9 protein-coding genes are annotated in these 16,381 nt (G+C 46.2%); 2 read left to right on the top strand and 7 right to left on the bottom strand.

The annotated features are described in order from the left end of the window. Nucleotides 1-502: 502 nt before the first annotated feature. The 4 genes from PN462_RS21630 to PN462_RS21645 all read right to left on the bottom strand — a co-directional run bounded on the left by PN462_RS21630 (nt 503) and on the right by PN462_RS21645 (nt 9,104). Nucleotides 503-3,481 (bottom strand): PAS domain S-box protein, encoded by a 2,979-nt coding sequence (locus tag PN462_RS21630; protein WP_272130927.1) that lies wholly within the window; start codon nt 3,479-3,481, stop codon nt 503-505. A 263-nt stretch (nt 3,482-3,744) separates the two neighbouring features. After that, nucleotides 3,745-4,119 carry a response regulator gene (locus tag PN462_RS21635; RefSeq protein WP_272130928.1) on the bottom strand — a complete coding sequence of 125 codons (375 nt, stop codon included), beginning with the start codon at nt 4,117-4,119 and terminating at the stop codon, nt 3,745-3,747. 130 nt (nt 4,120-4,249) lie between these two features. After that, nucleotides 4,250-4,843, bottom strand: coding sequence for a response regulator (locus PN462_RS21640; protein ID WP_272130929.1), 594 nt, complete (start codon nt 4,841-4,843; stop codon nt 4,250-4,252). Between the two features lie 226 nt (nt 4,844-5,069). Further along, nucleotides 5,070-9,104 (bottom strand): PAS domain S-box protein, encoded by a 4,035-nt coding sequence (locus PN462_RS21645; RefSeq protein WP_272130930.1) that lies wholly within the window; start codon nt 9,102-9,104, stop codon nt 5,070-5,072. A 350-nt stretch (nt 9,105-9,454) separates the two neighbouring features. On the opposite strand from PN462_RS21645, the gene PN462_RS21650 reads away from it, so the two are divergent. Beyond that, complete coding sequence (locus tag PN462_RS21650) at nt 9,455-10,561, top strand: putative bifunctional diguanylate cyclase/phosphodiesterase (protein ID WP_272130931.1); 1,107 nt, start codon at nt 9,455-9,457, stop codon at nt 10,559-10,561. A gap of 283 nt (nt 10,562-10,844) precedes the next feature. Continuing rightward, nucleotides 10,845-11,213: a hypothetical protein gene (locus PN462_RS21655; RefSeq protein WP_272130932.1), complete on the top strand. Its 369-nt coding sequence runs from the start codon at nt 10,845-10,847 to the stop codon at nt 11,211-11,213. A gap of 98 nt (nt 11,214-11,311) precedes the next feature. Here PN462_RS21655 and PN462_RS21660 read toward each other — a convergent pair whose 3' ends face one another. The 3 genes from PN462_RS21660 to PN462_RS21670 all read right to left on the bottom strand — a co-directional run bounded on the left by PN462_RS21660 (nt 11,312) and on the right by PN462_RS21670 (nt 16,174). Then, nucleotides 11,312-13,234, bottom strand: coding sequence for a response regulator (locus PN462_RS21660; RefSeq protein ID WP_272130934.1), 1,923 nt, complete (start codon nt 13,232-13,234; stop codon nt 11,312-11,314). Between the two features lie 135 nt (nt 13,235-13,369). Then, the gene (locus tag PN462_RS21665) at nt 13,370-14,791 is read right to left on the bottom strand and encodes a sensor histidine kinase (RefSeq protein ID WP_272130935.1); all 1,422 of its coding nucleotides are present in this window, start codon (nt 14,789-14,791) and stop codon (nt 13,370-13,372) included. Nucleotides 14,792-15,319: 528 nt separating this feature from the next. Next, nucleotides 15,320-16,174, bottom strand: coding sequence for a class I SAM-dependent methyltransferase (locus PN462_RS21670; protein WP_272130936.1), 855 nt, complete (start codon nt 16,172-16,174; stop codon nt 15,320-15,322). Between the last annotated feature and the right edge of the window lie 207 nt (nt 16,175-16,381).

Consider the following 16,381-nt stretch of genomic DNA (forward strand, 5'->3'; position numbering starts at 1 on the left):
CGAAGTGTAACGCACCATAAACTGTACAAAGCCATCCCGTAGGGTGCGTTAACGAAGTGTAACGCACCATAAACTGTACAAAGCCATCCCGTAGGGTGCGTTAACGAAGTGTAACGCACCATAAACTGTACAAAGCCATCTCGTAGGGTGCGTTAACGAAGTGTAACGCACCATAAACTGTACAAAGCCATCCCGTAGGGTGCGTTAACGAAGTGTAACGCACCGTATGGGTTGATTGGTGCTGAGGTTAGGCTTTTGGTGTTTTCGATATAACGGTCTAGTTTTTCTTCCTGACGGATTATTTTGTGTAGTTTCGGGAAGGTGAAAAGCCTAAAACGATAATTCTTTATTGTTTATCTGTTCGTAGTAAGCTCTTGAGAGCTTAATAAAGGACAATTTTTCAATTATCTTTTTGGTTACTCAACCCGTTTTGAACGGGTTTAAGCCATTAGCCTTGGGTTTAAACCCAAGGCGTATTAGATGGGTTGGTGTGTTACCTTTTCTAATCCTTCACATTCTGTTTCAAAGGAATTTCAATGACAAACTTAGCCCCCTGTCCAGGTTCAGAATAACAGGCAATATTGCCATTGTGCTTCTCAGTGATAATCTGATAACTGATCGACATTCCCAACCCCGTCCCTTTCCCAATGGGTTTGGTGGTAAAGAAGGGGTCAAAAATACGAGTCTTGATGTCTTCAGGAATCCCTTTCCCGTTATCTTGTAAGACAATCTGCACCCGATTCTCATCTGTCAAGCGGGTGGTAATCTCAATAGAACTAGGATTCTGCTCAACTTCCTGATAACTGCGGTTTTTATCTCGTTCATCTAAGGCATCTAAGGCATTGACCAGAATATTCATGAACACTTGGTTTAACTGTCCAGGATAACAGTCCACCAAGGGTAAATCCCCGTAATTTTTGATGATTTGGGTTGCTGGTTTAGTATCTCTGGCCTTGAGTCGATTATTGAGAATCATTAACGTATTCTCAATCCCATCATGAACATTCACCTCTTTATAGTCTGCCTCGTCTAAGCGAGAGAAATTCCGCAGAGAGGCCACAATCTCCCGAATACGCTTGGCCCCCATATTCATGGAGTTGAGCATTTTCGGTAAATCTTCTTGGATAAACTCAAAGTCTAAATCTTCGAGAATCTCATCTACTTCGGGGACGGGTTCAGGATATTGTTGTTGATAGGTGTCGATAATTTCCAGTAAGTTGTCGGCGTATTCCTGAATGTGGATCAAATTTCCGTAAATAAAGTTTACTGGGTTATTGACCTCGTGGGCTACTCCAGCCACCAATTGCCCCAGACTAGACATTTTTTCGCTTTGGATGAGTTGAGACTGGGTGGCCTGTAACTCCCGTAAGGTATTTTCTAAGTCTTGGGTTTGTTGTTGGAGTTGTAGTTCGATTTCCTTGCGATCGCTAATATCCGTTATCGTTCCCACATATCCCGTAATCTCTCCTGCTTCATTTTCTACCGCTAACGCTTGGGAAATGACCCAACTCACCGACTGATCCGGTCGTTGGAAGCGGCATTCTGCCCGGAAAGGTTTGCGGGCTTGCGCACTCTTATACCATTCTTGAAACATCAATTCTCGATCTTCAGGATGCAAGGCCCGATTCCACCCTTTACCCATCGCTTCCTCTTGGGTTAACCCCCCCAATTCTCGCCAAGGCTTATTGGTATAAAGACAATCGCCCTGAGCATCGGTATAATACACCCCAATGGGCGAGGCTTCCGCCAGCAGTTGATAGCGTTTTTCGCTTTCTTTCAGTTTCGCTTCCGACTGTTTGCGTTCCGTGATATCTCTCGTTACCGTGGCATAACAGAAGGGTTTACCCGTTTGGGGATGGTTAACCACAAAAATATTAAACTCGACGGGAATGAATTTACCCGTGGCGAAGTTTTTAAAGTAACACTCCCCTTCCCAACGGCCTTTCTCTTGTAGGGTGGGTAAAATCTCGTTGTGGAGGGTGGATAAATTCTCTGGGGGGAAATAATCAAACATGGTGGTTTGTTTGATCGCTTCAGAGTTAGGTAGTCCCACCATTTGCCGTCCGGCGGAGTTCACATAAATGGCATTACCGGACATATCGGCCATGCCTACGAAGTCACTACTATTTTCGACAACTGAGACTAATTTTTGTTGTTCGGCCTCGGCTAATTTCCGTTCGGTGATGTCGGTGGCCAGTCCATCGAGGCGGATAATGTTGCCTTGGTCATCATAGATAAGCTGGGCGCGATCGCGCAACCAACGAACCCCCCCATCCGGTCGCACAACACGATACTCAGCTTCTTTGTACCCCGTTTCCATTAAAGTCTGAAAAGAAGCCCTAGCCCGTTCTTGGTCTTCGGGATGGACAATTTCTAACCAAAGATTACTATTCTCATAGAAATCTTGGACAGGCCGACCATAAACCTTTTCCGACACCGGATTCATATAGGTAATTTGCACAGTTTCCGGGTCTGCCGACCAGACCACATCCTGTAAAGAAGACAAAATATGATAAAACCGTTGCTCACTGGCCTTGAGTTCTTCAGTTCGCTGTTCGACTCTCGCTTCTAAGGTTTCGTTGAGGTGAGAGACTTCTTGCAGCGAGGCTTCTAAATGTTTACGAGCATTAATATTGGTAAAAAAGACAAATAATTCCTCTCCCGACGGATAAGCCCGCACCTCTAACCAGAGTTGAAGCGGGTCATAAAAGGCTTCAAATTTCACTGCCGTTCCGGTGTCCCTCGCCTCATGATATTTGTCATAAAACAGAGAATCCACAGCCTCCGGGAACATTTCCCAAAAGTTTTCATGGAGTAACACCTCCCGTTTTTTCCCTAACAGATGTTCTCCTTGGGGATTAATATGGGTAATACACCAATTCTCATCCAAGGCCACAAAGGCTTCGGATGTTCCCTCTAAAAAGGTACAGAACCGCCTATTCGAGGCTTCTAAGGCGGCTTCATACTCCTTTTGTGCCGTAATATCTAGAATCCAACCATCCCAGATAATCGACCCATCTTCCCGTTTTTCCGGTTTAGATATGGCTTTGACCCATTTGAGTTTCCCGGAACGAAGGATACAGCGGCCTTCCCACTCCCAAGCGTTTAGGGTTTGTGCCGATTCTTCAATGGACTGAATATGGCGTTCCATATCTTCGGGATGGGTTAACCCCAGCAGTACGGAGACATCCGCTTGCACTTCCTCGGGTTCAAGTTCATACACCTGCCGACACCCCGCCGAAATGTAGGGAATTTCATAGGACCCATCGGGGTTACGGCGAAACTGATACAAAACCCCTAGTACATTATCCGCTAGGTTTTGCAATTGAACAGTGTCGTTGAGTAAGGGGGACTCGCGGGGTTGAGGGTTAGATTTTTTCAAAGTTGGGGAGTAAGCGACGGGATAGACGACTTCTTGAGAGGGATGGCGGTCTATGGCATCATGTCCTTTTTGAAAGCTAGTGTGTAAGGCTCGTTTCATAAGTCACTTCCATAATGAAGATTGCAAATTCCCGAAGATTCAGATTAGGCAAGGAGAAAGCTACACCCGATCAAGTCAGGCAAATAGTTGGAGTCAACAACTCACCGTTGAATTGCTCCGAATTATTAAACAATCTTAAGAAGGGGTTGTGAAAAACTTGTGAACTCAATTTTCTGGCTCACAAAGAGAATTCTATGTCGGGTCTGTTCGTGGGGCTTAGAGTCTCCCGTTGAAGTGAGAATCCACCGCTTTCTGGTGGGAGATTAACTGCCTAGAGCTTCTTCAATCAAATCCCCCAATGTCACGGGATCAAACGGTTTGGTTAAAACCGCTTTGACTCCCAACTGAGCATAGCGTCTTTGTTCGGCGGCCTGCACTTTGGCGGTAAGGAAAATGACGGGAATATCTTGGGTTTGGGTGTTGTCCTGTAGCTTCGCCCAAGTGGTTGGCCCGTCTAAGTCGGGCATCATCACATCCAATAAGATAGCATCGGGGGTCTGTTGTTGGGCTATCTCTAAGCCCTCTTTCCCCGATGCGGCGGTGAGAACTTCCCAATCGTTATTTATTTCTAAACTTAATTGGGCTACAGCCCGAATGTCGGCTTCATCATCAATAATTAGGATGCGTCGTTTTCCCATAAAACCCTTCTTGATTGCCCATCAAAATGCTAGTCTAGCAAATCTTGGGGGATTGGTGGTGAATTGGGGGGTTTTCCCGAAGGCTGGGCCAGGCCCAAGGGGGGATTCCTAATTTAACAGGTAGTTTATTTTAACAGGCTGCTAATTCCGGCCAGTCCAGTAAGTAAGCAATTTGAGACCCCAAATTTAAAGCATCAAAGGGTTTAGCGATGACTCCCGCAACTCCTAGTTGGGCAAAGCGCTGTTGATCCCCGAGGCGAACTCGCTCAATAAACACGATAATGGGAGTATTGCAAGTTACGGGATGTTGTTGTAGTTGTTGAATGATCTCTTGGGGATTGACCGCTTGGGGGTCGAGGTCGAGTAAGATGACATGAGGGGGTTGTCTGCGTGCGATCGCCAGTCCCTCTTGACAAGACTCCGCTGCCCAAATTCGCCAATCTGTGGTCATTTCTAGACTCATTTGGGTAATTTCACATAAATCCCGTTCCGGTTCGATGAGTAACAGGTTTTTATCCCAAGCGTTGCTATGAGAGGGGTTTTGCACCGAAGGCCGTTGCACCGAAGACCGTTGCACCGAAGACCGTTGCACCGAAGACCGTTGCACCGAAGGCCGTTGCACCGAAGACCTAGGAAAACTTGTCCCGTTGAAAGACCCAAGTTGAGGGGAACACAGGGAACTGGGCTGAGTGGGTAAGGGGTTGGCTGTCTTGGTTAAGAGCATGGGTTTACTAAAATCAGTATTGATTTAATAAAGGTTTTAGATTGTTGAGGCTTTCTTATTCACTTAAACATTAGATTATCTTTGTGAAGAAATTGTGAAACCTAGGAAAACATTACATTTTCTTAATATTTTTGGTAAGCCAGATCACAGAAAACAGAATACCCGCAATTTACGATCGCAGATAAATGATCCCCAAGCGGATTGCCTTTTGTAGCAAAGAACACTATTAACCCTGTTTTGGCGGAAGTGGCAGAGTAAAATAAAAGGTACTGCCTTCACCAAACGAACTTTCCACCCAAATTTCTCCCTGATGTTTTCTAATGATTTCTCGACAAATGGGGAGTCCTAAACCCGTTCCCCCTTTCTCACGGGAGTCCGACGCATCAACTTGTTGAAAACGGGCAAAAATTGTTTCTAATTTATCCGCCGGAATGCCCCGGCCATGGTCAGTAACGCGAAATAAAATTCGATTTTCTTCCTCCGTCACACCAATAGAAACTTCCCCTTGAACCGGGGAAAATTTAACAGCATTACTAATCAAATTTGTCAAGGTCTGCAAAATCTGATCCGGATCAGCCCAAAGGGGTAGAGGAGCCGCCAAAGACGCTACATTGGTCACATCAATCTCCGTAAAGAGCTTCTGGGCTGCATTCACCTGTAAACAGAGCTTCACTTGAGCTTGATCGGCCATTGCTTGCATCGCTTGGGCCGCTTGAATAAGCAACTCCACCGCATCACAATGTTGGTGAACAATTTGCACCCGCCCCGACTTAATCCGTTCCAAATCAAGAATATCATTAAGAAGACGAGTGAGCCGATCTGTATTATTCACAGCAATTTTCAGCATCTGCTGGCCCTTCTCATGGAGGTTCCCTAACTGGCCCGTGGCCAATAACCCCAAAGACCCACGAATAGAAGTCAGAGGGGTTCGCAACTCGTGGCTGGCCACCGATAAAAACTCATCCTTCATCTGTTCCACTGCCTTCCGTTCCGTAATATCCACCAAAGAAATTAACAGCGCGTGGGGATTCCCTTCCCAATTAATGGACACCGATCGCATTTCCACCACACATTGAGTCCCATCCGGTCGTAACAGACTCAACTCGCTAATTTCCGTTGTGGCCCCGTGTTGGCCGCGGCCATAAAAAGGAATCCCCAATTGTTGACCCAGTAACTGCTCCTCAGATCGCCCAAAAATCCGAGTGGCCGCTTCATTAAGAAAATAAATCTCTCCCACTTGGTTACAAACCACAATCCCATAGGCATTATTCTGGATCACCCGTCGCAACTGTTCTTCACTGTCCCGCAGGGCTAATTCTGCCTTACTCCGTTCCTGAATTTCCTGCTCTAAATCTTCATTAGTGGCCTGTAACTCATTAGTCCGTTCCGCCACCATTTCTTCGAGATGGTTGAGGAGTTGGGCCTGAGACAGGGCAATTCCCACTTGGTTGGTTAGGGAGGTTAATAACTCAATCTCATCAGTTCGCCATTCCCGGTGACTGCGGCATTGATGCACCACCAAGGCCCCCCAAAATTCCTCTTGAATGAGAATTGGCACCAATAAACAAGACTGAACTGCCTCCCCTCCTGGACAAGTTTCGATTTGAGCGTCGGTGATACAGTAATCTACGGGGGTCTTTTGGGAGAGCTTTTCGGGGAGGGCTAAGACTTTACCTTGCAGGGAGCTAAAGTCCTCTAACACGGCTTCTTGGACGACTCTCCCCTGATGGTTCTCCTGATACTGCACAATGGCCACTCGATCCGCTTCTAGGGTTTTCTGCACTTCCACCACAGCAGTAGATAAGATTTCTTCGAGGTCGAGGGATTGGCGAATTTTGACGGTGAGTTCTGAGAGAAGTTGCGATCGCTGGGAAGCATATCTTAATTTATCTTCAGCCTGAATACGGGCAGTAATATCAATCCCCACGACCACTGCCGCCGTGTTCTGTTGATATTTTTGAGCCACAATTAAATAGTGACGGGATTCCTCATGAGCCCCAATTTCCACCACCTTAGTTATCACCGGACTGTCATCTTGGAAAAAGTCCTCTACAGTGTGCTGAAACTCATCCCCTAGGGCCATAAAACCCAACGGTTGTCCCACAAACTCCTCTGGCCGACGATTAAAGGCCGCCGCCAGTTGATGATTAACCCCTAAATATTCTAAATCGGGGGTTTGGCGAATCCAGGAAATAAACCCCGGCACAGCATCGAGAACCGCTTCGAGGCGTTCTTTGGCTACCCGAACGGCTTCTTCAGAGCGTTTTCGTTCGGTGATATCGTAGGCTAATCCTAAAATTTGGTAGATCGCGCCATTGGGGTTAAATAGCGGTACATAGGTGAAGATAAAGGTGCGATTCTCTTGGTTGGGGATGGGGAGGACACATTCCTGGGTTTGTAGTTGGCCGGTTTCCTGGGCCCGATGCAAGAGGAATAAATAGCGATCGGTCATTTCCGGGGGAAAGAGTTCTGTGTCAGTTTTCCCTTTCATGTTGTCTAGGGTGTTGTGGGTTAACCACAGGGCCTGGGCATTGGCGAATTGATAGCGGAGATCGGGACTGTAAATGACCACCACATCGGGAATATTGTCCACTGCTTGGCGAAAGCGTTCTTCGGAAGCAGCTAGACCTTGTTCCGCTTGCACTCGTTCGTAGATTTCCCGGCGGAGTTTTTGGTTGGCTTCCCGGAGGAGGGTGGTGCGCTGGGCGACTCGTTTTTCGAGTTCGTCGGCGAGTTTTTGTAACCCTTGTTCAGCCCGGACGCGATCGCTAATATCCCGGGCCACCCAAATCACGGTTTGATTGGGGAGGGGGGAAATACTGGCCGCAAACCAAATTTGTTGGTTCTCGAGGGCTAAATTATATTCAAAGTTAATATTGGTTTGTTGGTCGATGGCTTCTTCAATGGGCGACCAGAATTCCGGGTTACTCTCTGCCCCCACTAACTGCTGAAAGGTAGCATCAATGACTTGGTTGGGGGAGATGCCGTTCTCGGCATGGTAGCGTTGTAGGTAGTTAGTGGGCATGACTTGGATATTGTGATTATTGGGGTCAATGACTAGGACAATATCGGTCATGGCCTCGAAAATGCCGCGAATTTCTGCTTCGTTGGTGCGTAGTTTTTGTTCGATGAGTTTCCGTTGACTGATATCCCGTGCGACAATGACCACGGTATCTTCCGAGAAGGGAGAGACGCGGCCATCAAACCAGGTGGGTTGGTTGTTGAGGGTAATTTGATATTCAATATCGGTGGGTTCGTGTTGGTCGAGGGTTTGGGTAATGGCCTGGGTGAATTGTTCGGCGGTGGGGGGAGTGTAGGTTTCTTGGAGGGTTTTGCCCAGGTAATGCTGTTGGGTGGCTTGATCTTGGAGGGATTTGGTGGGGGCGATTTTCAGGCACTTTCCTTGGCGATCGCGAATGGAGACAAAATCGGTCATGGCTTGGAAAATGGCTCGCATTTCCTGCTCTGAGGCTTTGAGGGCTTCTTGGGCGTGCTTGCGCTCCGTGATATCTTCGACAAAACTAAAGGCAAATTGTAGGGTTTGCTTTTGTTTGACGGCACAGGTGGTTAGGCGGCCCCACACGACTTGGCCATTGGCGCGAAGATAGCGTTTTTCCAGTTGGTAGGTTTCTTTGTTGCCACCGCATAAGTCGGCAAATTGGCTGCGATCGCGTTCCCGATCTTCCGGGTGCGAAAACTCTAGTAAGGATTTTCCCTGTAATTGTTGGTTGTTATAACCTAAAAAATGCTGAAACGCCTGATTCGTTTCAATAATGTTCCCATCGGGCCTCGTAACGCAAATCCCCATGGCCGCTTTTTCAAAAATCGCCCGAAACCTTGCCTCGCTCTCCCGTAAGGACTCTTGCGCTTGCAGTAACCGCAGTTGGTTTTCTACCCGCATTAACACTTCGGTTTTGTGAAAGGGTTTCGGGATATAGTCCACTCCCCCCGCTTGAAAGGCTTCAATTTTGTCTTCCGGATTATCCAACGCACTAATAAAGATAATGGGAATGTGCTGCGTGACAGGGTTGGCTTTCAACTGTTTACACATTTCATAGCCGTTGATTTCGGGCATCATGATATCCAGTAAAATCAGGTCGGGCAGTTTATTATGGATGGCCGCGAGGGCAATTTGGCCGTTAATGGCCGGACGGACATCATGGCCCCGTTGACTTAATAGCTCTGTTAACAGACGAAGATTCGCAGGGGTATCGTCCACAACCAAAATATTTTTCTGCAAAGATTCTGACTGGATATTCATAATGGGTTCGTACAATTGACCGTTTCAGGGGTTATGAGGTTGAAGTCCGTTGACCTCCTTGACAGATACCATGGGAGTTTTCCGCTTACATCCTAGGATACTATTCCCAAGTTTTTCACAAGTTAGTTTTATATTGAATCATAATCAATGGATTCCCAATCCTAGTGGTATCAGGCTAGGAACAAAATTAGCTATTTTCTCCTAAGTGAAAGTACATAATCTTTGGCTGTCTTGACTATATATTAAGTATATTCCCTGATTTTTTGGAATCTACTTCCAATATCTCCGGCTAGAGTAGGGGACTAGCGAGGTAGTTCGATGCACACTGAATTCTCAGAGAGGTCATAATTGTGAATAGCCCCCAAACCTACGTAGAGTCCGAACGGCTCAATTTAGAGTCCGATGTAGAAGCGAGTATTAGCCACGAATTACGCACCCCTTTAACCTCCATTCAAGGGGCTTTGGGGTTATTATTAACAGGGAAACTCCCACTGGATACCCCCCAGGCCCAGCAACTGCTGAGTATTGCGACCAAAAACACCAGTCGTTTGCTGCGGCTAACCCACGCCATTGAACAAGACAAAGAGACCTCTGTCTCACTGATTTCTGCTCAGACTTTAGCACAGTTTCGCTTAGAGGCAGACCTGTATAATGCTTGGCACAATCAAACTCTACAATTATATTATCAACCTATTATTGCCTTAGAGTCCGATCCCTCCACTCACTTCATCCACCAACGTCTAGTGGGAGTGGAAGGATTATTGCGTTGGTTTCATCCCGATTTGGGTTGCATCTCCCCCACGGAGTTTATTCCCCTCGCCGAAAAAACCGGATTGATTCATGAGTTGGGGGTATGGGGCATTGAAACCGCTTGTCGGCAACTCGCCCAATGGCAACAGGTGTCTCAAACGCCCTTGTTTCTCAGTATGAATTTATCCCCCTCTCAGCTACTGCGGCCTGAGTTGAGCCAACAAGTTATCCAGATTTGTGACAAGACTGGGATTGCCCCAAGTCATTTACAGATGGAAATTACCGAAAGTCTCTTGTTAGAGAATTCTCAAGTGGTTATGAAAACCCTAGAACAGTTAAAACAACTGGGAATTGGTATCTATTTAGACGATTTTGGGACAGGATATTCGTCTTTAGCCCGTTTAAACGATTTAGCAGTCGATGTCTTGAAAATAGACCGTTCTTTTGTGGCTCAGACCCAATGGCGGATGATTGAAGGGATTTTACAGTTAGCCAAGAGTTTGGGCTTAAAAACCATTATTGAAGGCATAGAAACGAAAGCGGAGTTACAACAGGTTCAATCTATCGGCGGGAGTTGGGTGCAAGGGTATTATTACTCACGGCCTCTGCCCCATGAAGCAATGACCCTCTATTGTCGGGACTTTTCTCAAACCCATAAGGCGATAACCCGCTATTGTCGGGATTTTTCTCAGTGTATATCGCAGTAAACACTTTCGTATTTGTAAAGAAAAAAATGTATTTTTTAATACATTGTAAAAAAAATTTTTTGACTGTAACTGAACCGATAAATAAGTTGACAAAGATGAAGGCTGAAATATGAAACGATTATAAAGAAAGAAGCGTTTAGTAATATTAAGCCTTCCTTCCCAAGATTTTCACATTGTTCCGTTAGATTAAAATGCAGAATCGAGAGACAGCAAGTTTTAGCTTCTGCTAGCCGGTTCTGAGTCTATCGTCAGTTGTCCACCATAAATTCAGTCAAAAAGCCCCATGCAAACCTTAAACCCTGTCAAAAGTTGCCCTATCAACCCTCCTTCTATGGGGGATTTGCCTAGTTTTGCCAGTTCTCCCAATTCTCCTAGTCCAGCAGTCAAACCCATGATTAAAGTTGCGAGTGAGGTCGTCATGTTAAGCCATAAAATTAAACTGGTTGAACAGCTTTATGAAATTTACTCTGAAAGTATGCTGTCCGGGCAAATTGCTGACCGGGATTTTGAGTTGGTGCAATGGCTGCAAAATATTGTGGACAGAAATCAGGAACATAGAGAAATGGTTCGGCGAATTCTCTACGCAGTAAAAGTTCACCGGATCGAAGTGCTAGGTGCGGAAGCTCAAGTGCCTTGTTATAGTGTGGCTTAGTCTCCTGCGTCGCGGTGGAGACTAAAACCCAATATTAGAGTCTGAATACTGACCTGATAGGTATCGGAGGGGTTTGTTGTGTTTAGAGACGGGTTCTTTTAAGGGCGACTGCGGATAATGCGGTTGAGGATGCGAGTCATTAATTCAGGCTCGGTGACAGGTTTACTGATGTAGTCATCCGCCCCAACTTGATAGATACGATGAATGGTTTCGCGATCGCGGTTGGTGGAAAGAAATAAAATAGGGACATGATGCCAAGTGGGATCGCTTCGTACCACTTGGCATAATTCAATGCCGTTAATGTAGGGCATTTCCACATCCAAGATAATTAAATTGGGCCGATATTGTTCTAAGGTTTCCCAAAATAAACGAGGATCAGCCAAAGTATGGAGTTCTATCCCCCAAGGAGTCACAAAGTCCTCTAACCGGGTGAGAATTAACGGATCATCATCCACGGCCAAGAGCATCATGGCCGGGGGATGATACCGTTGCCAGAGCGAACAGGCCGTTTGTAACACCTGAGTCGAGTCGAGGGGTTTGGCCAGGAGTGCATCTCCTCCTAAGCGAGCGATCGCAATGCGATTATTAAACGTAAACCCCTCCCCCGTCACTAACACAGGTAACTGGGGACAATATTCAGCTAAATCCCGCAGAAAAATTAACCCCTCATTGGCAGGGTGGGGAAACGCCACATTGAGTAAAATTAAATCCGGAGACGGGTTTTGGGGCGACTCATAACCCGGCCAAGCAATCCGTTTAATCGCCTCCTCAATCTGCCCCACTTGTTCCACTTGCACATTCCACCGTTCCCCCTCCTCCTGTAACGACGACAACAGCGACATATCCTCATCAACACACAATAAACGTAGAGAAGACTGAACCGGAATTAACGGTGGGAGAGAAGGGGCCTCAACCCCATCCTCCTTATTCTCTTGAAACGGCGGATGTTCAATCACCTCCCGCAGTTGCATCACCCAAGTTTTCAACTCGTGAACCTCCGCCTGGGTAGAATTTTGCTTATCAATCAACCAATGTTCCACCTCACGGGCCCATTTTGATCCCTGCTCTAACCCATACATTCCCAATGATCCAGCTAATTTATGGGCTTGTTTTTCCGCTTTTTCCCGCAATTCCGGCGAAAGCGACTGCTCTTCTAAAGCTGCAATAGCCTCCTCAATAGGTCCCAAACGCTGTAAAATCGGAGCTTGAAACTGATCCCACATCTGAGCCACCGCCGCCAACGTTTTTTCCTGTTTGGCTTGTTTATCCTGTTCTTGTTGGACTTCTGCTGCTTCTGACAACTGTTCCGATTCTGGAGAGGACTGTTTTGGTGGAGCATTCGGAGACGCGGGAATCGCTTTTAACCGATACCCCAACCCATACACCGTCTCAATTAACTGCTTTGCCCCCACCGCCTTTAACTTCCGTCGCAACCCCTTAATATGCGCCCGAATGGTATCCTCACTAGGGGGATCATCAAAAGACCATAAATGCTCTAAAATGGCATTCTTGCTAAACACTCGCTTAGGATTGCGTAAAAATAACTCCAACAAGTTATATTCCTTGGGCGACAAGGATAAGGGTTGGTCTTGCCAATAGACCTCACAGGTACTGGGATTAAACTGTAAATCCCCCCATTCTAAAACGGGCGAACCCGACTCCCCCTGTCGTCGTAATAACGCCCGAATGCGGGCTAATAACTCAGGAATCGTGCAAGGTTTCACCACATAATCATCTGCCCCCGCATCCAGTCCGGCCACCTTATCTTCGCTGCGGTCTTTGGCCGTTAACAGGAGAATGGGATTATTAAAATTATCGTGACGCAGTTGGCGACAGAGATCAATACCGTTTTGTTTCGGTAAACTGACATCCAGGAGAATTAAATCATAGGAAAAAATGGCCGCATAATCCTGCCCCGCTTCCCCATCATAGGCAATATCAATAATATACCCTTGTTCGGTCAGCGCGTTGCCAATCGTTTGAGCCAATATTTTGTCATCTTCGACTAGCAAAAGTCTCATAGGCAGCAGGCAGTTGAGAGTTAATGGAGAGCAATTCGGGGAGAGACACCGGGTTTCTTTAGTTCATGGTCAGGGAAAAGCAATTCGGGGGAGGGAAACCCGGTTTCTCTGTCTCAAACCCCATCCCCATCATGATTAAACTGCTGTCAATAAGACATCCGCTTGATGGGGTTTTAGGGTAAACACAGAATCTTGAGGATGGACGGGGATGAGAACAACAAATTCTGTTCCCTGATTCGGCTTAGACTTGCAGTATAACTGTCCTTGATGCCGTTCAACTACAATTTGGTAACTAATTGATAAGCCTAACCCTGTCCCTTTGCCGACGGGTTTGGTGGTGAAGAAGGGATCAAAGAGTTGATTTTTCTTATTTTCTGGGATGCCAACCCCATTATCTCGAATGCGAATTTCTACGGTATCGCGCTGGAGGGGAGAGTTTGCTCCTTTGATCAAACGGGTATCAATGTCAATTTGCGGGGAAAACCCTGGGTTGGTTTCTAACTGTTCTTCTAATGCGTCAATGGCATTACTCAGCAAGTTCATGAAGACTTGGTTCACTTGACCTGCGTAACAGGCAATTTTCGGCAGGTCTTGATAGTTTTTCTGGATGGTAATGCCGGGTCGTCCATCTTTCGCTTTGAGACGGTTATGGAGAATCTTTAAGGTGGAATCAATGCCCTCGTAGAGGTGAACGGGTTTCATTTCCGCTTCGTCGTGTCTAGAGAAGTTACGCAAGGAGAGGACGATTTCACAAATGCGTTCGACTCCCATATTCATGGACTGGAGAAGTTTGGGGCAGTCTGCTTTGACGAATTCTATATCTAAGTCTAGGAGGGCTTCTTGTAAGGTGGATGAGGGGGTAATGCACTCTTGTTCATACAGATCAATGATTTTTAATAAATCCTGGGTATATTCCTGAAGATAGCTGAGGTTGCCATAGATGAAGTTGACGGGGTTATTGATTTCGTGAGCCAGACCAGCCACCATTTGTCCAAGACTGGACATTTTTTCGCTTTGGATGAGTTGAGATTGGGTGTTTTGTAGTTCGCGCAGGGTTTGTTCGAGTTGCTGGTTTTGTTGGAGGAGTTGTACTTGGGAGTGACGCAGTTCGAGGGTGCGCTGTTCAACTCGTTGTTCTAAGTCTTCGTTGAGATGTTTGAGGTTTTGTTGAGCTTGTTTGCGTTCGTTGACTTCGTTTTCTAAAACGTGGTTAATGAGGATCAGTTGATTGGCACTGGGGAGGGAGAGGAGTTGAGACATTTTAGGAATTAGCTGGACGAGGGTGGCCACTCCTAAACTAGCTGTGAGAAGATTGACTCCAGTGCTGATCAGGGGAGAAACTCTCCAGAGAGGGGTGACAACATGGAGGAAGTGATTGAGTCCTAATGTGATGGCAAAACTCACCGACAGTAGGGTTAACCAGTTACTCGGCACATTACGCCGTTTGCTGACTTGGTACAGCAGCAACATGGGCAAGCTGAAGAAAATCCCCACTAAGGTGATCTCTGACAACCAAGAGAATAAGACGATTGAGTGTGTTATCTGTTCTGTCCACATTGTCCTTCGTTCCTTAATAAAGTTAAAAGTTAAAACTTAAATAATGCCACCTGAGCCATGGGCGATGACGTGACATTGACACTCCTGACATCCTTTAATCACTCTCTTACATCTCCCTGATCATCAAACTTTTCATGCTGTACTTTTTGCCTTCTCGGTTTGGCTGCTAATAGCTTGCTGACCTAGCTTGTGCCATTGTTGGGTTACTGTCTTTAGAGTGAGCAGTATAAGAAAGACTAGAGAGCTACCGAAATAATTAACTAATAAATTAGATTTGTGGGATTACTTTCTAACTTATGCACCAGTTGTGAAAATGCCGTGAATGCCAGTGCTAAATTTGGTATAACCCATTACCTTACCGTGTAAATTTTCATTGAGTAATATTAACAAAACCTTAAACAAAAATAAAATCAAAAGAATTTTCACCGTAAAAATTCACAAAAGACAGCGTTTCAGTAATTTCTTTTAGGAGTTTATGAGCAGGGACTCACTGTGTCGTCATTTCTAGTCATTTATCAAGGTAAATTGTCAAAAAACAGGCTTAAAATGCCAAGGAATATCTGCATTTTGTGGGTTGACAGATTGCCCCGGAATGGGCTTACGTCCTGAACTAATTTGATGAATCCACCAAAAATCATTGGTTTGGACGTTGACAAATTGGGCTTCTTCTAGCCATTTTTCTAGTTTTCCACTGGCGTACTCTTGAATATAGGGTTCTTCAAAAATTTCGGTTAACCAAGTCATTTGATGGAGTGTTGTTTGGTGGCCATCGAGGATCACCAGTTGTCCCCCAGGGGTGAGGAGACGGAAGGCTTCTGCGAGAATGTGGGGGGCGATGGAGACGGGGATTTCATGGAATAATAAAGCGGCAGTGACGACATCAAAGGAGGCATCGGGGAAGCCTGTGGCCTCTGCTTTGGCGTGTCTCCATGTAATTTTCATGTTTTGTTGTTGGGCTTTATACTCCCCCATAAAGAGCATATAGGGGGATAAATCAAGGCCAATGACTTCTGCGTGGGGGAAGGCTTGTTTGAGGCGTAGGGTGGTTGAACCTGTGCCACATCCTAAGTCTAGGATACGTCGGGGGACTCCGCCAATTGGAGCTAGGGCAGCTTGGCGCACCCAGTCTTCATTGGGAGGGAGAAAGTATTGGGTAATGGGATCATAGCTGACGGCTGCTTCTGGGGTGAGGTAGCCGCCTGGGATGCCGTGAAAGTTTTGTTTATAGTAGGCTGGATAGACGAGTTGGGGGTTGGCGATGCGATCGCATTCCCGTTCCCAATCGACACTTTCTGCAAAACGCTGTAACTTTTCTTCATCAATCCACGTGCGAACAATCGGTTTAAGGAATTGTTCCCAAAGTGTATCCTGACCTTTCCCCATAATTTATGACTTCTGCTCCATCACCTTAAAGAATTGTAACAAAGTTTGGTTGTTTGGGAATAGGGAACAGTAACCAGTAACCAGTAACCAGTAACCAGTAAACAGTAGTTACTCTCCATCTCCCCTATCTTCCCCATCTCCCCAACTCCCCCAACTCCCCCATCTCCCGACCCCTAATTCGGTCAACATCACCCCAGAAATCTCGCC

This window comes from Spirulina sp. CS-785/01 (assembly GCF_028330525.1).
Lineage (GTDB): Bacteria > Cyanobacteriota > Cyanobacteriia > Cyanobacteriales > Spirulinaceae > JAQMSD01.